Here is a 19,491-nt window from a genome sequence, read left to right as displayed (position 1 = left end):
CTAGTGGTTAGCCTCTTGCGGAACTAGGAGGTTATCGATGACGTTATCTGCGTCATGAGCTTTTAAGTCATTCGGTTTGTAGAATCGAGCCATAACAAGACCGGCTTCGAACAACAACCACATGGGTAGAGCTAAAAGGGTCTGAGAAATGACATCGGGGGGCGTGAGTAACATGCCTACAACAAACACGCCGACAATCACGTGAGAACGCTTACTCGCTAGAGACGTAGGTGTGCTTACACCGGCCCAGCACAGCAGCAATGTAGCAATAGGAATTTGAAATGCTAACCCAAATGCAAAGAACAGTTTAAGGACAAAATTCAGGTAGCTAGAGATATCGGTAGCGATGCTGATACTTTCTGGTGCCACTGAGGTAAAGAACGCAAATGCCAATGGGAATACTACATAGTAAGCGAACGTCGCACCGAGGTAGAAAAGGACTGCTGACCCAAAAATTAATGGGATTAGCATACGTCGTTCGTTTTGATAAAGCCCCGGTGCGATAAACGCCCAAACCTGTGATAACCAGTACGGTACTGTGGCAAACACTGCCACTACGATAGTCAACTTTATTGGGGTAAAGAATGGTGCCGCGACGTCTGTGGCAATCATCGCCCCTCCTTCGGGTAGCACCGCAATCAGAGGCTGTGCTACGAACGAGTAGATATCGTTAGCAAAATACACCAAGGCAATAAACGCTACTAAGATAGCGGCAACAGAGCGCAATAACCTATTACGCAATTCTAAAAGATGACCAATTAATGTTTGAGAGTGGTTTGCGCTCATCGTCTTTACCTTATTTATAGGGAGAGATGACGTCCTTGTCTCAGCTAGCTTGCTAGCATATTCGTTGGGGAGCGGAGTGATACTATTACTTCGCTTCGTCTCCAGACTGAACTGGTAGGTTTGAGTCTGGTTTGTTGTCACCTTTCATTGCCGTTTTGAAGCCGTTGATTGCAGTGCCGACATCGCCACCTAGAGTGCGCAGACGTTTAGTGCCGAACAGTAATGCTACGATGATTGCGATGATTGCGAGTTGCCAAATACTAATTCCAGCCATGATAGTGCCTCTTATTGATACTAAATAATTAAACAGTAAGTCGACTATCCCTGCGACTCTTGGGATGTGCGTTTACTATAAAGATCAATGTGCGAATGAAGAAGTCAGGTACTTTCAGTTAATTCGAAAGGTTTAATATTTATTATTTATATACAGATGCTTACAACAAAAAATGCCAACCCGCAGAGCAGATTGGCATTGAGAGATGGAGTAAATAGCTATATATTAGTCATTAAACATCATCACGGTTGATTGGCTGAGTTGCACAGCGCAGCGCACCACCTAACATAGAAGCTACCTGGAAATGGTTGCTCGATAACGTTGTGACCGTGCTTGCGAACTTCCGCTACGATACGTGCATGGTGTGGATCCATGATAACGGTATCTGGGCTTACAGGAAGACCGTTACAACCTAACCATGCGGCTTCCTCTGGCGTTACATCTATAAACGTATAGTGAGACAAGCTCTCTGGCAGCTCAGACTTAATCCATTCACGGCAGATAAGTGCTAAATTAGGGCTCAAAATAGACAGAGCACAGTCTAGGTGCAGCGATTTCTTATCTAGGATAAATGGTGTCACTATGTACTCGTCGCCGAACATAGACTTCACAAATTCATAGCCGTTCATGTTAGAACCTTTACCAATACCCAGATAGATGTTCTTACCATCTACAACGAAGTCACCGCCATCCAAACAAATCGCATCTTCATTTGCTTGCTCTACTCGCTTCTTGTCGCCCGCGAAAATGTCCATTGTCGCTTGTGGCGTAGAGAAGAACTTGCCTTGTCCGTTCTTCATGATGTCTTTGTAGAACGAAGTAAATGTGTATTGCTGCTTACGTTTGAAGTCCATGCGCAGTGAAGAAACGACTGTAGTGTTACCGACTGTACAGAACACATCACGTGGGAAAATCTGGTCTATCCCCGTCGATAGGTATTTTGCATCTTCACCCGTTACGCGTGGCGGGCGGTGTACTGTTACGCCAAGGTCTTCAAGTGTTTTGGCTAGTCCGTCAATCTCTGCGGTTGCTTGCTCTAGTACTTCTTTACCCAACGCATCTTCCCAACGTTTACCTGCGTTTGCTTCCATCATCTTAGCGGTTTCAGGCTTTAACCAAGGCTTCATGTTAGTGATGCTTTTCTCGTTCCATTCGATGAACAGGTCATCAGGGTGAGGTGCGCGACCTACGAAGATTTCGTTCAGTTTGCCGTATTCAGTGGTGACGTGGATACGTTTAGTTGGGTCTACTTTTGGTGCACAGATATTGGTAACTGTGTTAGCAATAGCTGTTGGTGCAATCGATGCTGCTCCAGCCACTACAGCAGCGCTTCCTGCGAGTTTGAAAAAATCACGGCGGTCAATTGAGTTTGTCATTGTGCGTCTCCTGTTGAGTTAATCTGTGTTGACGAGACGCAGTATCTATCAGAACATTGAAAAGATAGAGTTAGATATATTCAATAATATCTACACATTGTTGAACCAACAGCCGTGTGAGTGACTAAAATGAAGGGTACACCAACGCTATATTTGGCCAGTAATAGAGGTAAATATGTTTTCTATTGAACAAGTTAAAGTGTTTGTCGCATCCGCAGAGTTAGGTTCTTTCTCTGCGGCAGCTCGCAGTGTGGGAAAAAGCCATAGTTCTATTAGCATGGCAATTACAAGCTTAGAAGATGTACTTGGTATTCAGTTATTTGACCGTTCCACCAAAATGCCAACGCTGACCGAAGATGGCGAACGTTTTTATGAGCAGTCTTTGCTATTGCTTCGACAAATGAGCGTATGCATGCCTCAGCACAAAGCTCGTTAAACAAAGTAGAAAAGAAGCTTCGTATTGGCCTTGGAGAAATGGTTCCGTTTGCGCTGATAGAGAGCCTTCTAGAGAAAACAGCAGAAAAATACGCTCATACTAAGCTAGGTGTCTTTAGAGGAGAGTATGCATTGCTCATCGAAAAGTTACAGCGAGGTGAGCTAGACATCGTGGTTTCCACGAATGCGGAAACGGCGCCGCGTGCAGTAGACTTTTACGCCATATTATAGATGGAATTTGTGTGTATATGTTCCCCTGATTCCTCTTTGGCGGATATGCCGGTTGTCGACAATGAGCGTTTGCTGGCAACCCGTCAACTGGCGTGTGTCGATATGTTAACTAGCCCGGTGTTGAAAGCTTATGCGTCTGTATCACCGGAAATTTGGGAGATGACCGAACAAGACGATATGATCAAATTGGTTGAGCAAGGCGTTGGTTGGGCTACCGTACCAAAAATGTTAGCAGAAGAGCGTATAGCGATAGGAACATTAAAGATTTTCAGACCTGAGTTTAGCCACACTAAGCAAACCATCCTTATTGATATGCTAGTTTCCTCTTCTCGAGAACGAGGACCTGTTCAACAGTTTTTGATGAAAGAGCTTCAATCTTTGGCCAACTAGTAGGTGGTAAGCCAAAAATGCCTGCACCAAAGCAGGCTGTTGGTTTTACAATGAGGTGTCAGCAAGCATCATGTTAGAACTTGCGGGCTATGCTAATAAACGCTCTCACACCGTGCATATGGTTGGAACGTGATGGCTCTGTAAATACTCTGATACTCAAGCTTGAGTCGATAGCCTTGATTGGTGTACCAAACTCTACCCCAACTCCTGTTAGATTAGAATGATATTGTCCCAGGCGCTGATTATCATCGTTGTGACCCGCATCTTTCGTTAAATGACCAACATGGTATGCGTAACCGCCTAAGTTCATACCATTTTCAAATCGATACTGAAGAGACCCTTCGATATAGCCGACAGTACCCGGCTTCATATCTCGACCTCTGCGTAAATCCTTTGTCCGGTACTCTATGTTTGAGGCAAAGTTCGCTTGCCAGCTGTCATTGATGTTCCATGTTGCTTGACCGCCAATTTGGTGAATATCGTAGGTTTTGTCTGTGTTGGTGTTCCCAGACTTTAAACCTAAGCGAAACGTATAGTTAGCCGCTAGATGCCAGTCCTCACCAATGGTCCAATTGAGTTTGATAGGTGTCATCCAAGGGCTACGACTGACATCCAGTAATTTGCCGTTTAAATCTCGGTCTGAACCTCCAGGGTATAAGCCTCCGGATACCAGCGTGGCGCCAAAGCTGTATTTACCGCCAAGTAGCTGCAAATCAGTATTGTAATGTAGAGTGCCTAAAAGCACCTCTAGGCTGACGTCAGTTGGTAGATTTTGACCATTAGCGTCAATTCCTTTGATTTTGTAGTGTCCATACGTAATTGCACCAATTAAGCCTTTCCCAGCATAGACAGCGGCATTAGCTGCTGCGTTGAATCCGGGCTGGTTGGCTGTCATTTCTGGTGCAACAAAACTGCTTGCTAATACTGAGCTTGTAACCAATAGTCCGAGTGCTGGAGTAGCGAGTTGGCGGGTAATCGTTGAACGTAACATTTGTACCTGATCCTGAAAGAAATGAAGAGAGGATTGTCATTCAGCAGTCACACATCTCGAAATCAGGTGATTTCAATTCTTCTGACAGGTCGCAGGAGCAAGTGATAATACTGATGACCATAGCAGTGCCCTGCCAATGACAGGGCTGATGATTTGTTGGCTACAAATTAACCTTTACGGTAGATTGGCTGAGTGTTACAGCGTAGAGAGCCGCCGATTTTGCCTACTTCGTAGTATGGGAAGTGGTGGATTTTGATTTCAGGGCGCAGTTTCTGGATCTCTTTACGTAGACGCTCCGCTTCTGTAGCCATGACGATTTCAGTAGGGCTAATCATGATGAAGTTAGCAAGTTTCTTCGCTGCTTCATACTCGGTGATTTGAATCCAATCTTTCTTACGTAGGGGCTCAGGTAGTCCTGCGATACCACCTACAATATCGCGCTCTAGAATTACTCCCCAATCGCCAAATGCGTTCATTACGCAGTCAAGGTGTTGGTGAGGGAAATGCTCAGTGCTGATCTCAATTTCGTGAACATTGAACTCGGGATATGCATTGCGGATCCATTGTGCACCAAGCTTGTTTGACGCGAGGCCAGAGTTACCTACATAGATGTTACCGTGATCAATCATTACATCGCCACCCTCGATTAGTGGCTCTAGGTCATGATCATGGTCGTATGTATCTAGTGGCTGAGGCATTGATTTAATGTCGGTGCCGTTGCGCATTAGTTCCATTGTTAAGTGACGAACAGCGTGCTTGTTTCGACCGCGTTCTGGTGTCATGAATGCCGTTTCAAATAGCGTGTTACCAACCGATACCACGCCGTCACGGCAGTATGTATCAATGTTTAGCTTACTTTTGTTGTTGTAGTTATTCACCATGTCTTCGCTAAGGTCCGCTGGGCGGTGTACTAAAATACCCTTTCTTTCTAAGAAGTTAACTACGGTTTCCATTTGGTTGTATGCTTTCGCGTACCACTCCGGGTCAGCTTCCGACATTAATTTACCACCGTGCTCTTTTAGCATTTTTACCGTGTCTTCGCCTGCAAAATCAAAGATTGGGTCATACTCAGGTAGGCGGAAGTTATCTACTCGGCCAAACATAACTTCTTTAAGCTCACCATCTTCTGAGAACACGTTGATGTTTTTAAGTGGGCCCTGATAAGCCACGTTGTTTCCGCTAAAGTCCGTTTTAGCCGTTGCAGCATTTGCTACGCCAGATAGCGCCAAAGCACCGGTTGATGCTACACCTGCCACTGCCGCTGCACTGCCAGCAAGTTTGAAGAAGTTGCGACGGTCTAATGATTTCATATATACCTCGTTAATCTATTGATGACTAAAGTTGAGTAAGGGGGTTGTTTGTCTCGAGATAGATAATGCTCTCAAATTAACCTAAGATTAAATCAGGACGTTTCGAAAATTTGGGAAGGTTGATGTATCACTTAGATCAGTTAATCGCTTTAGTCACGGCTGTCGAAGCAGGATCGTTTTCAGCAGCGGGTAGGAAACTCGGTAAGGGGCACAGCACAATCAGCACATCTATCAATAACTTTGAACTCACGTTGGATGTGCAATTATTCGATCGCAGCCAAAAGTACCCAGTCTTAACACCGATTGGGGAACAGATTTACGCACAAGCCAAGTTGATACTCAGGCAAAATGAACGAATGATGGCCTTTTCGGCGAGTAAGGCGAAATTTGAAGAAGAGTCTTTGGAGATTGGTTTGGATACCATTCTGCCATTTGCTTATGTCGAGGAAGAGCTTGAAAAACTCTCGACTGAGTTTCCTCATACAGAAATTCATGTGTCTCGTTCAAATGGGGATTCACTTCAGCAACAGTTGGTAGCCGGGGAACTCGATGTCGCCATTCAAGCAAATCGAGGAGCCGTCACTGAGAGCGTGGACTTTGTGGATTTACAACCATTGATCTTTGACTGTGTATGCTCCCCCGACTCTGAATTAGCAGACATGGAAGTAGTGGATAGTGAGACGCTAATGATGACCCGGCAAATCTGTAGTCGCGATATGCTTGAAAACCCTTTAACCGGCGTTAAAGCTAAGTTTTCTAATGAGATTTGGACCGCAGTGGATATGCAAGACGTAGCTAGAATGGTGGAGCAAGACCTAGGCTGGGCTTACTTACCTAGAGAAATCTCAAGTGAGAGGACTGCAATTGGAACACTTTCAACGTTTGTGACCGATTACAATCCAGACAATATACCCGCCCGCTGTGAGGTTGACTTACTCACTGCTCCTGGAAAACGAACTGGTCCGGCGCTATTCCGACTCACAGAACTATTGAGGGCGAAAGTAAGGATAAGTTAGGTGGGGGAAGTTGGCTGAAGGTACGCTGGAATATTGAAAACTGACCAACGCACAAATAGTCAGCTAATACGTTTTTAACTACACCAAATAACGCGCCAAGAACAAGTCTGCGGTCGATTCAGCCAATTGCATAACCGCCTCTTCACTCATAACATCACTCATACCCATCAACTGTGGCCAAAAGCAGCTTCCTTTTATCAAGCTGTGAAGCTGGATGCTTGCGGTGTCTATATCTTCTATCTTAAGCACGCCCTTCTCGTTTTGCTGTTCAAGCCACTTATAAAGTGCGGTCTCTTGTTTGGTCATTTTGGCGGCTTGCTCTTTGAGCTCGTCTGGTCGATAGAAGTAATGACCGAAGGCAACTTTAGCTAAGTCGATATAGGAAGGCTTATTGAGGATTCGGATCTCATGCGCTAACAAATAGTGAAGCTGCTCTTCGACACTTTTCGTTTCCAAGGGCGTGAGGTCAACGTCCGCCATGGATTGGTGCCAAAGTTCAGACAGCAATAACATCACTAACTCTTCTTTCGATTCGAAGTGATTGTATACAGTGCGTTTCGACACGCCTGCTAATGAAGCCAGCTTATCCATGCTGGTATTTTGCACGCCAAACTCGTTGAATGCGTCTTTTGCAGCGTTGATGATCGCTTCTCTCTTCAACTCGCTTCTTGTTTTCTTCTTTTCAATCATAACGTTAACCGACACGGTGGAAATTTCTCTAAATATTTTACACTAAGTAGTTTACTTTTCACTACATAAAAGTAAACTACACTGGTCAGTTTACTTAAAGAAGAGATGAGCAAAAGCTCACATGACAGAAGAGTCAGCACTATGAGAAAGTCTCTACTAGCCACATTAGGAGTTCTATCAATGAGCACTACTGCACTAACAGCTTGTACAAATACTGAAAAAGATCCTGAACGTTACCCAGACAAATACGTCAATAGCGAAATGGAGTACAAGTCTAGCTTTGGTGACATGGTTGAGATCATGAAATCCTACTTCACCACAGATCGCGCTGAACCAACCCCGACGTTTGACTTGCCGGTGAACACGATCACAGCGCAACAGTTGATCGAGGAAACAGAGAACGTGGTCTATCGTATAGGACACTCTAGTGTGATTATGAAGCTCGACGGTCAAATCGTTATGGCTGACCCGGTGTTTAGTGATCGCGCGTCACCAGTGCAATGGGCGGGTCCAAAGCGTTTCCACCAGCCGCCTATCTCACTAGAGGTGTTGCCTGAAATCGACGTGATCGTGATAAGCCACGACCACTATGACCATCTAGACAAAGCGTCAGTGAAAGCGCTAGCAAACAAAACGTCGCACTTTATTGTGCCGCTTAAAGTGGGCAACTACCTGACTAAATGGGGCGTACCTGAAGATAAAATCACCGAGCTAGCTTGGTGGGAGTCGCATGAGGTCAATGGTATCGAGTATACGCTGACGCCAACACAGCACTTCTCTGGTCGTGGTTTAACTGACCGAGATTCAACCTTGTGGGGAAGCTGGGTAATCGACAGTAAAGAAGCCAAGGTGTTCTTTAGCGGTGACTCTGGTTACTTCGGCGGGTTTGCTGAAATCGGTGAAAAGTACGGTCCATTCGACTTTACTATGATTGAGACAGGTGCGTACAACAAGTTGTGGTCACAGATTCACATGTTCCCGGAGCAAAGTGTTCAAGCGCATATTGAAGTCAAAGGTAAAGTGATGATGCCAATTCACAACAGTACATTTGACCTGTCAATGCATGACTGGCATGAACCGATGAACAAAGCGTTAGAGATCAGCGAAGAGCGCGGTGTTACTATGGTCTCTCCAGAAATTGGTGAACGATTAGAAATCCTAAATCCGACACCAGTCAAACAATGGTGGAAACAGTGAAGCCTCAAGCGCTAGCTCTATTACTTGTTACACTAGCCAGCACAAACGTGCTGGCTGATACCGAAAGTGATGTGCTGTATCTGATCGATCAGATGCAGACCTCCTCATGCACCTTTATCCGAAATAGTAAAGAACACACAGGGCAAGAAGCGGCAGATCACCTTCGAAGGAAATGGGACTATGCCAAGGATGATGTCACCTCTACACAGGTGTTCATTGATGAAGTGGCGTCTAAAAGCTGGTTTACTGGCAAAGCCTATCAAGTCGTTTGCGCAGGTAGCTCGTCTAGCAGTGCTGACTGGCTAACGCAACAGCTTAAAGCCAAAGCGAACTAAGCTCCCTAGTCCAACTAACTCATTACCACGCAGCTTTTGCTATCCTCGTTCACAAGCAGAAGCTGCGTTTTGTTGCTGCACACCTTCAGTGTCTGATCAACGAACACGGGGCGCTTGAAGTCAAAGCGGCACTTTTTAATCGATTCTGTATTTATCTCGTTGCTGGCAACATTCAGCAATCTCGCTGCCATGTCCATTCCGTGCACAATGGGGGCTTTAAACCCAAACAGCCTAGCCATAAGACCATTCAGGTGGATAGGATTGTAATCACCCGATACCTTAGCATACGCTTTGGTGTGCTTCTTAGATGTATCAAGAGTCGTGCTGATATGATAAGCACTGAGGTCTTCTACCAGCGCTGATTGACGTTTTTTCGACTTCACTCCCCTATTTGGCATCAGGTAACCAGATCGGTAGCGTGCGATGACTAGACCTTCCTGTGAGAATTCACCGACCGTTTCAAACCTCTGCCCTTTTTCTGTTTTCTCTACCATCTCCAGAGCGACGGTAAAATGGTAGTTCTGCTCGGCCTCGAGTTGCTGAAACATCTCAAATTCAACAAACGTGTGCACTAATCCAAGCGGGCGGACGGCGGTCTCTGGATGAACAAATAATTGGAGCAGTTCACCCTGCGTAGCGACAAACAAGTAGGTTTCAGGGATGTGTGACGCATCAAAACCGAAGTGCTGGCAGTAACGGTTTAATGCTCTACCATCAATAGAAAAGGAAGGATTTGTCAGTGTCGCCGATGATACCGTTTGAATAGAACCTTTAATCTTGGGCCTTTTAAACAACGCTTTAAGCAGAAGAGAGCGGTATTGAACACTGCTAGAAGCCGTTATGTGCATAGTCTTAAGTCCATCATCAAACAAAGCAAACAGTGTACTCTTTCCAGTGTGAACGGCTCAAGACAAACAAAAACAGCGCCTTAAAAATAGGCGCTGTTTCTCGTTACTTCGCAGATTAATCTAGGTCATTGAGCTGAATTACCAGTTTACCGAAGTTCTTACCTTCCAATAAACCGATAAACGCATCCACTGTGTTATCCATACCCTGTACCAAATGCTCTTTATACTGCATCTTACCTTGGGCTAGCCACTGACCCATTTGAGTCGCGAACTCGTCGTAACGGTGTGCATAGTCATCAAAAATGATAAAGCCTTGCATCTTAATACGCTTGATAAGAAGCGTTGCAACTAGCGCAGACATTCGGTCTGGCCCTTCTGGCAATGACGTTGCGTTATATTGAGAAATCAAACCACAGACGGGGATACGCGCGCCGGTGTTCAGTAGTGGCATCACTGCGTCAAATACCTTACCACCCACGTTTTCGAAATAGACGTCAATTCCGTTATCACAAGCTTGTGCTAGTTGCTGCGCAAAATCATCTGCTTTGTGGTCCAAACAAACATCAAAACCCAGTACCTCGACTGCGTGGCGACATTTCTCTTCACCACCAGCGACACCCACCACTTTGCAGCCGTTTAGTTTAGCGATTTGACCGACCGTTGCGCCAACAGGACCTGTCGCCGCAGCTACAACAACTGTGTCACCCGCTTTAGGCTGACCAATATCAAGCAGTCCCATATATGCAGTGAAACCTGGCATACCCATAATGCCTAGCGCATATGATGGATGTGTTGGCGCCTTACCTAACTTAACTAAGCCCTCACCGTTAGAAATGCCGAAGTCCTGCCAACCAGTGTAAGCAAGTACCCATTCGCCCTCTTCAAACTGATCGTTTTTAGAAGCCTCAACGCGGCATACGGTCGCCCCTACCATCACCTCATTAAGAGCAACTGGTTCAGCGTAAGATTCCGCATCATTCATACGACCACGCATATAAGGATCAAGAGAAAGGTAAATGGCTTTCAGTAGCACCTCACCATCATTTGGCTGAGGAATGTCGACTTGTTCGATTCGGAAGTTGTCTTGTGTTGGTGCTCCAACTGGGCGAGAGGCTAAAACAATTCTTCTGTTCTGTTGTGACATGGTGATTCCTTTTCAATATTAGACCAGTCGTCTAGTGTTCATTTCTAAAAAAACCTGCATCGCAAAAGCAGGTTAATTTTAGTTCATTTAACGCTTTAGCAGTGATTGAGTCGCTGCTAGAGCAAATTCTAATTGCTGGGTGTTTTGGCTAAGCTTGCTGAGCAAACTGGCACCTAACCATTGTTGGTAAACCACGTTGGCTGTCGTTGTGCTGTCTTGCTCCGTGATAGAGCCATCTTCAATACCAGCATCGATACAGCGAGCTATCGTAGCCGTAATCTGAATGGCGCCTTGATGAAGCGCATCTCTCATCGGCTCTGACAAATCAGAAACCTCAGCACCGAGCTTAACCACAAGACACTTGTGTGCATTGCATCGACCCGCGTCAACCTCTAACCAACGACGAAAATACCCCATCAAGCGCTCATAACCTGTTCCTTCAGCTTCATTAAGCAAGGTGTCTAGCCGCGCCAAGTAGCCTTCGAAATAACTCGCTATCAGCACCTCACCAAAGTGTTCTTTAGATTTAAAGTAATGATAGAAAGAGCCTTTCGGCACTTCTGCAGTTTTCAATAACTCCGAGAGCCCAACCGCAGTAAAGCCCTTCGATAAAATAAGTTCGTACCCAACATCGAGAATATGCTGCCGAGTTTCATTGGTTTTCGTATTCATGCACCCATGATGACATAGAATTAGACCAGTCGTCTAGTGATTCTATGCTGCACATTCTTGTTTAGTTAAGTACGCGCTTCCCTCGCATAACCGCTGACGCTATACTGGTAACAATTAGTAACAACGGATATATAACACAGGAAGTAGTAATGAACTCGACGCTAAAAACATTAGCACTAGCCGCCCTAGCAATGTTGGCACTAAGTGCATGTACCGAAGTTGGTAGTGAAGCTTGGTGCCAAGACATGCAAGAAAAGCCAAAAGGCGATTGGACGGCTAACGAAGCAAGCGATTACGCAAAGCACTGTATCTTCAAATAATTTCATCAAAGGGTGGGCTCTTACTGCGCGTGATCACCCTTTATTACATTACAAAATGTTACACCTCTCGCGCCATTTAACAAAACAAACCAACCTACTGCACATTTTCGATAATTAGCCACTAATATCCACAATTTTTACATACCTATCTCTATACAGCTTTTGTCTATCCGTTAGCATATAAACAATCATAAAAACAAAGTGATAGAGGCTAGGCATGAAGCTCAACAACATAAGCATTAAGGCAAAAATCCAGATCATCGTTGTATTATCTGCGGTGTTAATGCTATCGATGGGAATATTCAATGTGTTCCTGCAACAGCAACAGCAACTCGCAGAGCGAGAGGGGAAACTCCGTGCTCAAGTTGAGGCGGCGGTTTCGCTGGTTAACTATTATCGCACCCAACCTTCCCTATCTTCACAACAAGCAGAGCAGGCAGCGAGACAAGCGCTTGGCGCCCTTCGATACGACAAAAGCAACTACTTCTGGGTGACCGATAGTAAGAACACCTTGGTCCTGCATCCACTTAGACCGCAAGCGATCGGTAACAACATGAGCGATATCGCCGACGGCGCAGGAAATTACCATTGGCGTGAAATGTCGCGCATCGCAAAATCAGATGGCGCAGGTTTCTTAGATTACACCTGGCTCTCTCCAGAGGGAGAATTAAAAGACAAGATCTCATACGTCGCTTATGTACCTCAATGGGATTGGATCATCGGCTCAGGGTTATTTGTCTCCGATATTAAAGAGGATTTTATCGCTCAAGTGACGAAGCAGATCGCTTTCACTGTAGGCTGTGTGGCGATCCTGTTTATGACAAGCTTTGTGGTTGGAAATAACATCGTTAAACCAATTGAGCAGCTAGTCGAGAACCTAAAGCGCATGGCAAATGGCGACCTTACCAATCAACTAACGAAAAAGCGTAAAGACGAAATTGGCCAACTGAGTAATGGCTTGGGTCAAATGCAATCAACGATACGTGACACCATCACGGCTGCGACCATTACCGCTGATACAGCGAGTCGACTCTCTGAAAGCATCGCATCGACCAGTGAAGAGACAGCACAAAGCCTTGATTCCCAAAACTCGCAGCTGGAACAGCTTGCGACAGCGATGAACGAGATGTCTGCGACCATCAACGACGTAGCAACCAATGCTGAGCAGAGCGCAGAGCGCACTAGCGGCGCCGCAGAGCATGCCAAAACGAGTAGCGTCAGCATGGACTCAACCCTCGAGGAAGTGTCTGCTATCTCCATTTCAATCGACGAGACGACTCATCTCATGGCGGCGCTGAAACTCGGTGTCGACAATATCGGTAAGGTTGTTGAGGTCATTCAAGAGGTTTCAGAGCAGACGAATCTATTGGCACTAAACGCTGCCATCGAAGCCGCACGTGCTGGTGAACAAGGTCGTGGTTTTGCCGTAGTAGCGGATGAAGTACGTAACCTTGCAAGCCGAACACAGCAATCAACCAACGAAGTGCAAACCACAATCAATGAATTGCTGTCCAAGACGGGTGAAGTACTGGATGTCATGGAGCAGAACAATACCAGCATTGCCGCGAGTGTTTCAGGAGCACAGGAGACCAAAGTGACCCTAGAGTCGATGCTTGGTGACCTGAGCGGTGCGAATGATATGGTCGCTCAGATTGCAGCGGCAGCAGAGCAACAAAGCATGGTATCCAATGAGATGAGTGAGAATGTCACCACGATTCATTTATCTGCTCGGGAGATAAACGAGGCAAGTAATCAATTAGCCTCAAAGACTCAAGAGATGGCGGTAGCGGCTGAGGAGTTAAAGCAGCAACTCACCTACTTTAAACTCGCTTGATATTGATAAAAAGCTTGCAAAATCCAGAATAAAAAACGCCCCTCTGAAGAGCCTATCCAGAGGGGCGTTTTGTATTTGCTATTTGCTACTTGAAATAAAATCGCCGTTTGGGCAGTTTCCAGAGAATGAACAATCCCCAAACAGTGAAGAAGACTTCCGTTGCCAGATAGATTTGCATAGTATCATTGGGTTGGGATTCCACAACGATACCCATCAATCTTGTCACTGCCATTAAGCCTGCAAGCAAGGTGGCAGCAATAACCGACAATTTCAATGTCTCAGCTCTGAGTACCAGTAGTGCCAATATGATGCCTATCGCCATCATCATGCCACCATAGGTCGCTCGTATATCAATGGCTGCCGAGTAAGAAAACAATGCACTGTCTGTTACTCGTTCGAACAGCATATTTGGGGACAGAGAAAACAACAGCCCGTAACCAAAAAAGACCAGTGTTGTTATCCATACCATCAGCTTTGCTTGAAACATACACGTTCCGCCTATCTCGTCTTTAGCAAAAGTGTAAGTCACAACCGTCACTTATGTGTAACTTTGAGTCTGTAAATCCAAGCGAAGTCTTAAAATCTTAACTATGAAACTCGAGCATGCCTTCAGTCAAAATGAAATCGATGATGGTGTCCAAACCTTTACTCTCTTTTAAGTTGGTAAAGACATACGGCTTGGTTGGGCGCATACGTTGTGTGTCTTGCTCCATCACCTCTAGTGATGCACCAACATAAGGGGCGAGGTCTATCTTGTTGATGACAAGCAGATCAGAGCGCGTAATGCCCGGACCACCTTTACGTGGGATCTTCTCCCCTTCCGCTACGTCAATAACATAGATAGTTAAGTCAGCAAGCTCAGGACTGAACGTCGCACTTAGGTTATCACCACCACTCTCAACAAATACCACATCGAGATTTTTATGAAGTTTAGCGAGCTCTTCTACCGCTGCTAGGTTCATGGAAGCGTCTTCGCGAATCGCGGTATGAGGACAGCCTCCCGTTTCTACACCGATGATACGATCTGGTTCAAGAGCCTCTGCTCGAGTTAGGATCTTCGCATCTTCCTGCGTATAGATATCATTGGTCACAACAGCAATATGGAGTTTATCCCTGATCGCTTTACACAAGACCTCAAGCAATGCCGTTTTGCCTGAGCCTACTGGGCCACCGATTCCGATTCGTAGTGGCTGTTTATAGCTGTCTGTTGTACTTGTCATGATGTTATCTCTTCCTTTTTCGTCACTCGTTTGTTGTCAAGGCAGTTTGTGCCGCTAACCACTATGAGCGAAATAATCTTGTATATTGTGTCTCATGAAGACTGCTGGCTATGGATACCGAAGGTGTAAAACTTCCAATCATCCAGTCTTCCGTCTGCTGTTCGATTTCGAGCGCTTTAGCAAACTGATCAGATAGATTGATAAGTGCAAGCTGACCGTCGGTTTGACCTAAAGGAACCAGCTTTACGCCTGCCATGACTAAGTTCTCAGCCCAGCTCCACAAGTAGCCTTTCTTAAGCTCGTTCAAATCAATCTTCCAATACACCGCAGCAACACATAAGCCGAGCAGTTGGTTTGGCTGATAATCGTCGAGCGCGACGCCGTCAATCGCTATTTCTAATCTGCCAAGCAAAGTATTGAGTGCTATCCCTCGTTGCTTCTCTTCAGCTCGCAACTCTTTCGTCTCACGACTGCTCACCAATCTGTCTGACAGGTCTGAAATCGCGTTAGTATCTAAAGCTTGAATCGCCTGATAAAGCCTGTCGATGATTGGCAGTTCAAGGGTTGCAACGCTGCTAAACAGCATATTTGCCAACCACTCTTCCATCGAAGCGCGGTTTTTCACCCAGCCAGCCTCCACCGCCCACTCAAGACCTTGCGAGTAAGTAAACCCGCCGATGGGAAGTGATGGGCTGATCAACTGGAACAATCGATAGCTAGACACATCGTTGTTGATTTTAGGCTCTGACGTCGACGCAATATCGCTGTCGCTCCCCAGAGTCTGATTGGCATTCATTGCCATAAATTAGGCTGCCATCAAGAACAGTGAGCTTGCCGCAGCAACGCCAACCGACATCCAACGTGATGCAACGCGACTACCAATTTGAGTGCCCAGTGTCATCAGTGCTGTCGCGCCCAAAGCCATTCCCAGTGAGAACTGACCAAGTGTGCCTTCAGCTTCAACACCATGTGCATAGCCGTGGAAAAACATCATGCCAATACACAGACCAACCGCTAGCTTAACCATCTTTTGCGATGCACTGAACGCATGCCAAATCGCCGCACTGACCACAAAAAGAGAAGCCACGATCGCTGTTTCCACACCGGTCGCTAGACCAAAGGTGCTGCCAATTAATAGTCCCACCATAAGCATCGCTAGCGCGCCGGCAACTAGACCAATTTTTTGAGCTTTGGTCGCGCTTAAACAACCGACAAGAAGACCAAAAGCAAGTAACATGATCAGGTGATCGATACCTGTCACTGGGTGCGTAAGACCGCTTGAGAATGCCGTTGATTCATGACCAGGGTGCGCTAATGCAAAAGTCGGAGCCAACAAAAGAGAGCTGAACGTTGTTAATTTGAGGAATGGTGTTTTCATTGAAATTTCCTTTTCATTATATTTTTAGTAGTAAATCGTTGTGGTTCGGTTTGTATTCGGATTAATGATGGTGGTGATGTCCACCACTTTTGCCACCGTATGCGCCCCCCTCTGGCTCAAACGGCGCAAGCTCTGAAGTCACTTCTGCGCCAAGTCCTTCCACCATTTCATCTAATACATGATCGTGTTGATATCGAACCCAGCCAAACTCCACTTGTAGTGGCACGTGACGGTTGCCGAGGTGATAGGCAACGCGAGTAAGCAGATGTAGGTCACTGCAATACACTGACGAGACTTGCTCAGGCGCAGCTTTTACTTCAATCACGAGCCCACACTTACTCTTAAGCTGTTGTCCACCACGAAGAATATGGCCTCTTGGCAAAAACAAACCTGCATCACGTCCATCATCAAGAATGACCTTTAGACGGCTCTTAATACGGCTGTCGATAGGCAGACTTAAAAATGCGTGAGGTTGTGGTGTTAACTCTTTGGTAATTTCTATTAATTCAATCACTGTGCTGTCCTCAAAAAACTCTCAATACCCATCGGTTAAAATAAGAAATAACGCTGCGCCATTGGTAATACCTCGGCAGGCTCACAAACAAGCAACTCTCCGTCGGCACGCACTTGATATGTCTGGGAATCCACTTCGATATTCGGCTGCCAATCATTCAGCTTCATGTCCGCTTTACTGATCGTTCGGCACTGTTTAGCGACACCAATTAAGCTGCCCAGTCCAAGCTGAGCGGCAATGTCAGCATCAGCCGCCGCTTGTGAGACAAACAGCATTGAGGTGTTTTGTGATGCTTTACCGTAGCTACCAAACATAGAGCGGTAGTGAACAGGCTGCGGAGTCGGAATCGATGCATTAGGATCACCCATCGGTGCCATTGCAATCATGCCACCTTTAAGCACAACGCTCGGTTTTACTCCAAAGAAGGCTGGCTTCCACAGGACCAAGTCAGCAAGTTTGCCAACCTCAATGGAGCCGATTTCATGCGCCATACCATGTGTAATAGCTGGGTTGATGGTGTACTTGGCAACATATCGCTTCAAACGGAAGTTATCACTGTAACTAGAGTCTTCTTTAAGGCTGCCACGCTGTACTTTCATCTTGTGGGCGGTTTGCCAAGTTCGAGTGATCACTTCACCCACACGTCCCATCGCCTGTGAATCAGAAGCAATCATAGAAAATGCGCCTAGGTCATGCAGAATATCTTCTGCTGCAATGGTTTCGCGGCGAATGCGAGACTCTGCGAATGCCACATCTTCTGCAATAGAAGGCGACAAGTGGTGACACACCATCAACATATCTAGGTGCTCATCCACGGTATTGACCGTATATGGTCGCGTTGGGTTGGTTGAAGACGGCAGTACGTTTGATTCGCCAGCGGCTTTAATGATATCTGGCGCGTGACCACCGCCAGCCCCTTCAGTGTGATACGTATGAATAACGCGATCGCCAATAGCGCCAAGCGTAGACTCTACAAAACCTGACTCATTCAGAGTATCGGTATGAATGGCAACCTGAACATCCATTTCATCGGCAACGGTCAAACACGTATCGATGGATGCTGGTGTCGTACCCCAGTCTTCGTGAAGCTTCAAGCCAACCGCTCCGGCAGCGATTTGTTCACGCAGTGCTTCTGGTTGACTGGCATTACCTTTACCAAGCAAGCCAAAGTTCATTGGAAATTGGTCTAGCGACTCAAGCATGCGATGCATGTTCCACGGACCAGGAGTACAGGTCGTTGCATTGGTGCCAGTATTAGGACCGGTACCGCCGCCAATCATAGTGGTTACACCAGAAGCTAAGGCTTCTTCAATCTGTTGCGGACAGATGAAGTGGATGTGAGAGTCAATTCCTCCCGCCGTCAATATTGAACCTTCTCCGGCTAATACTTCGGTACCGGGACCAACGATGATATCAACACCTGGCTGTATATCTGGGTTGCCCGCTTTGCCGAGCGCTTGAATGCGCCCATTTTTCACCGCGACATCCGCTTTAATGATGCCCCAGTAATCCAACACCAATGCGTTGGTAATGACGAGGTCAGGCGTTTCAGAGCTTGGACGCTGGCTCTGGCCCATACCGTCGCGAATTACTTTACCACCACCAAATTTAACTTCGTCACCGTATACAGTGAGGTCTTGTTCTACCTCTAGCCAAAGCTCTGTATCCGCTAAGCGAACTCGGTCCCCGACTGTGGGACCAAACATCTCGGCGTATGCCTGTCTGGATATCTTCGCCATTATTCTTCCTTGTTGTTTTGTTTGGCGTACTGATGATTAGCCCAAATAGTTTTCTTATTTTGAAGTACAACTTGGGCTACCGCGCGCTAAAGCGCGCCCATTACTTTGCCTTGAAAACCATAAACTTCGCGCTTGCCTGCAAACGAAACCAACTCAACAGTTCGCGACTGCCCTGGTTCAAAACGCGTTGCTGTGCCAGCGGGAATGTTTAGGCGAAAACCTTTAGTCAGGTCTCGGTCGAAGCTTAGTGCTTCATTGACCTCGAAGAAGTGGTAATGAGAGCCAATTTGCACCGGTCTATCGCCTAGATTCTCGACCTTTACCGTAACCGTCTCTCGGCCCACGTTAAGTTCGATATCACCTTTGGCGGTCTCGACCTGCCCTGGGACAAAGCCCGTGTAGTGTTTAGATGAACCTGCCATGTCACCTCCTAAATTTAGTTAAGCGAGTTTGTTAAACCGATGAGTTAAACAATGGGTTCATGGACGGTCACCAATTTGGTGCCATCTGGAAATGTCGCTTCAACTTGAACGTCGGGGATCATAGACGGAACGCCTTCCATCACATCTTCGGTGGTAAGTAGTGTGCGCCCAAAATCCATCAGTTCGGAAACTGTTTTCCCTTCTCTAGCGCCTTCTAAAATGGCACTAGAGATAAGAGCGACGGATTCTGGATAATTGAGTTTCAAGCCTTTGTCTTTGCGCTGCTGGGCTAACATACCAGCGCAAAAGATGAGAAGTTTGTCCTTCTCTCTTGGAGTCAATTCCATTGATAAGCCTTATCGTCGATTC

At 46.3% G+C, this 19,491-nt stretch carries 25 protein-coding genes; 8 read left to right on the top strand and 17 right to left on the bottom strand.

Features of this window, described 5'->3' with window-relative positions:
• The 3 genes from tatC to AC6I8Y_RS25455 form a co-directional block, all read right to left on the bottom strand.
• Positions 1-786: a twin-arginine translocase subunit TatC gene (gene tatC / locus AC6I8Y_RS25465; protein ID WP_498022261.1), complete on the bottom strand. Its 786-nt coding sequence runs from the start codon at positions 784-786 to the stop codon at positions 1-3.
• Between the two features lie 85 nt (positions 787-871).
• On the bottom strand, positions 872-1,060 hold the full coding sequence (gene tatA / locus AC6I8Y_RS25460; protein ID WP_498022260.1) for a twin-arginine translocase TatA/TatE family subunit: 189 nt from the start codon (positions 1,058-1,060) through the stop codon (positions 872-874).
• Between the two features lie 242 nt (positions 1,061-1,302).
• Complete coding sequence (locus AC6I8Y_RS25455; protein WP_498022259.1) at positions 1,303-2,436, bottom strand: dimethylarginine dimethylaminohydrolase family protein; 1,134 nt, start codon at positions 2,434-2,436, stop codon at positions 1,303-1,305.
• Between the two features lie 175 nt (positions 2,437-2,611).
• Between AC6I8Y_RS25455 and AC6I8Y_RS25450 the strand changes: the two genes are divergently transcribed.
• From AC6I8Y_RS25450 to AC6I8Y_RS25440, 3 genes are read left to right on the top strand one after another with little or no spacing between them, the layout of a single operon-like run.
• The gene (locus AC6I8Y_RS25450) at positions 2,612-2,872 is read left to right on the top strand and encodes a LysR family transcriptional regulator (protein ID WP_498022257.1); all 261 of its coding nucleotides are present in this window, start codon (positions 2,612-2,614) and stop codon (positions 2,870-2,872) included.
• Entirely contained in the window at positions 2,845-3,102 is a 258-nt protein-coding gene (locus AC6I8Y_RS25445; protein ID WP_498022255.1) for a hypothetical protein, read from the top strand. The genes AC6I8Y_RS25450 and AC6I8Y_RS25445 overlap by 28 nt, the downstream gene beginning before the upstream one ends.
• A gap of 9 nt (positions 3,103-3,111) precedes the next feature.
• Entirely contained in the window at positions 3,112-3,492 is a 381-nt protein-coding gene (locus tag AC6I8Y_RS25440) for a type 2 periplasmic-binding domain-containing protein (protein WP_498022253.1), read from the top strand.
• Between the two features lie 73 nt (positions 3,493-3,565).
• Here the strand turns inward: AC6I8Y_RS25440 and AC6I8Y_RS25435 are convergent, their stop codons facing one another.
• Both AC6I8Y_RS25435 and AC6I8Y_RS25430 read right to left on the bottom strand, forming a co-directional pair.
• Positions 3,566-4,483: a transporter family protein gene (locus AC6I8Y_RS25435; RefSeq protein WP_498022251.1), complete on the bottom strand. Its 918-nt coding sequence runs from the start codon at positions 4,481-4,483 to the stop codon at positions 3,566-3,568.
• 167 nt (positions 4,484-4,650) lie between these two features.
• On the bottom strand, positions 4,651-5,793 hold the full coding sequence (locus tag AC6I8Y_RS25430; RefSeq protein ID WP_498022249.1) for an arginine deiminase-related protein: 1,143 nt from the start codon (positions 5,791-5,793) through the stop codon (positions 4,651-4,653).
• A gap of 122 nt (positions 5,794-5,915) precedes the next feature.
• Between AC6I8Y_RS25430 and AC6I8Y_RS25425 the strand changes: the two genes are divergently transcribed.
• Positions 5,916-6,809: a LysR family transcriptional regulator gene (locus AC6I8Y_RS25425; protein WP_498022247.1), complete on the top strand. Its 894-nt coding sequence runs from the start codon at positions 5,916-5,918 to the stop codon at positions 6,807-6,809.
• Between the two features lie 78 nt (positions 6,810-6,887).
• On the opposite strand, the gene AC6I8Y_RS25420 is transcribed toward AC6I8Y_RS25425, so the two are convergent.
• Positions 6,888-7,499: a TetR/AcrR family transcriptional regulator gene (locus AC6I8Y_RS25420; RefSeq protein WP_498022245.1), complete on the bottom strand. Its 612-nt coding sequence runs from the start codon at positions 7,497-7,499 to the stop codon at positions 6,888-6,890.
• Between the two features lie 141 nt (positions 7,500-7,640).
• Here AC6I8Y_RS25420 and AC6I8Y_RS25415 point away from each other — a divergent pair, with 141 nt between their 5' ends.
• A complete protein-coding gene (locus AC6I8Y_RS25415; protein ID WP_498022243.1) occupies positions 7,641-8,696 on the top strand; it encodes an MBL fold metallo-hydrolase in 1,056 nt (351 codons plus the stop codon).
• Positions 8,693-9,031 carry a DUF5329 family protein gene (locus AC6I8Y_RS25410; protein WP_394150280.1) on the top strand — a complete coding sequence of 113 codons (339 nt, stop codon included), beginning with the start codon at positions 8,693-8,695 and terminating at the stop codon, positions 9,029-9,031. Before AC6I8Y_RS25415 ends, AC6I8Y_RS25410 begins: the two co-directional genes overlap by 4 nt.
• 14 nt (positions 9,032-9,045) lie before the next feature.
• Here the strand turns inward: AC6I8Y_RS25410 and AC6I8Y_RS25405 are convergent, their stop codons facing one another.
• From AC6I8Y_RS25405 to AC6I8Y_RS25395, 3 genes are all read right to left on the bottom strand, one after another.
• Entirely contained in the window at positions 9,046-9,879 is an 834-nt protein-coding gene (locus tag AC6I8Y_RS25405) for a MaoC family dehydratase (protein ID WP_498022241.1), read from the bottom strand.
• A gap of 115 nt (positions 9,880-9,994) precedes the next feature.
• Positions 9,995-11,023, bottom strand: a complete 1,029-nt coding sequence (curA, locus tag AC6I8Y_RS25400; protein WP_394150273.1) for an NADPH-dependent curcumin/dihydrocurcumin reductase — start codon at positions 11,021-11,023, stop codon at positions 9,995-9,997.
• Positions 11,024-11,110: 87 nt separating this feature from the next.
• Positions 11,111-11,695, bottom strand: coding sequence for a TetR/AcrR family transcriptional regulator (locus tag AC6I8Y_RS25395; protein WP_128648715.1), 585 nt, complete (start codon positions 11,693-11,695; stop codon positions 11,111-11,113).
• Between the two features lie 191 nt (positions 11,696-11,886).
• Between AC6I8Y_RS25395 and AC6I8Y_RS25390 the strand changes: the two genes are divergently transcribed.
• Together AC6I8Y_RS25390 and AC6I8Y_RS25385 are read left to right on the top strand one after the other, a co-directional pair.
• Entirely contained in the window at positions 11,887-12,015 is a 129-nt protein-coding gene (locus AC6I8Y_RS25390) for a DUF3012 domain-containing protein (RefSeq protein ID WP_081935844.1), read from the top strand.
• Between the two features lie 217 nt (positions 12,016-12,232).
• Positions 12,233-13,849, top strand: a complete 1,617-nt coding sequence (locus AC6I8Y_RS25385) for a methyl-accepting chemotaxis protein (RefSeq protein ID WP_498022239.1) — start codon at positions 12,233-12,235, stop codon at positions 13,847-13,849.
• Between the two features lie 85 nt (positions 13,850-13,934).
• Here the strand turns inward: AC6I8Y_RS25385 and AC6I8Y_RS25380 are convergent, their stop codons facing one another.
• The 8 genes from AC6I8Y_RS25380 to ureA form a co-directional block, all read right to left on the bottom strand.
• Entirely contained in the window at positions 13,935-14,336 is a 402-nt protein-coding gene (locus AC6I8Y_RS25380) for a DUF4345 family protein (RefSeq protein ID WP_042471064.1), read from the bottom strand.
• A gap of 97 nt (positions 14,337-14,433) precedes the next feature.
• The gene (gene ureG / locus AC6I8Y_RS25375; protein ID WP_252016749.1) at positions 14,434-15,069 is read right to left on the bottom strand and encodes an urease accessory protein UreG; all 636 of its coding nucleotides are present in this window, start codon (positions 15,067-15,069) and stop codon (positions 14,434-14,436) included.
• A 61-nt stretch (positions 15,070-15,130) separates the two neighbouring features.
• Complete coding sequence (locus AC6I8Y_RS25370; protein WP_498023131.1) at positions 15,131-15,865, bottom strand: urease accessory protein UreF; 735 nt, start codon at positions 15,863-15,865, stop codon at positions 15,131-15,133.
• Between the two features lie 9 nt (positions 15,866-15,874).
• On the bottom strand, positions 15,875-16,453 hold the full coding sequence (locus AC6I8Y_RS25365; RefSeq protein WP_419153466.1) for a HupE/UreJ family protein: 579 nt from the start codon (positions 16,451-16,453) through the stop codon (positions 15,875-15,877).
• A gap of 55 nt (positions 16,454-16,508) precedes the next feature.
• Entirely contained in the window at positions 16,509-16,961 is a 453-nt protein-coding gene (ureE, locus tag AC6I8Y_RS25360; protein ID WP_252016747.1) for an urease accessory protein UreE, read from the bottom strand.
• 35 nt (positions 16,962-16,996) lie between these two features.
• Positions 16,997-18,700: an urease subunit alpha gene (gene ureC / locus AC6I8Y_RS25355; RefSeq protein ID WP_252016745.1), complete on the bottom strand. Its 1,704-nt coding sequence runs from the start codon at positions 18,698-18,700 to the stop codon at positions 16,997-16,999.
• A gap of 86 nt (positions 18,701-18,786) precedes the next feature.
• Positions 18,787-19,122 carry an urease subunit beta gene (locus tag AC6I8Y_RS25350; protein WP_128648713.1) on the bottom strand — a complete coding sequence of 112 codons (336 nt, stop codon included), beginning with the start codon at positions 19,120-19,122 and terminating at the stop codon, positions 18,787-18,789.
• 44 nt (positions 19,123-19,166) lie between these two features.
• Entirely contained in the window at positions 19,167-19,469 is a 303-nt protein-coding gene (gene ureA / locus AC6I8Y_RS25345; protein ID WP_042471054.1) for an urease subunit gamma, read from the bottom strand.
• Positions 19,470-19,491 lie beyond the last annotated feature (22 nt).

It is taken from the genome of Vibrio sp. KUL78 (assembly GCF_059725505.1).
The sequence above is the reverse complement of the archived record's forward strand: the minus strand, read 5'-3'. Positions and strand labels throughout refer to the sequence as shown.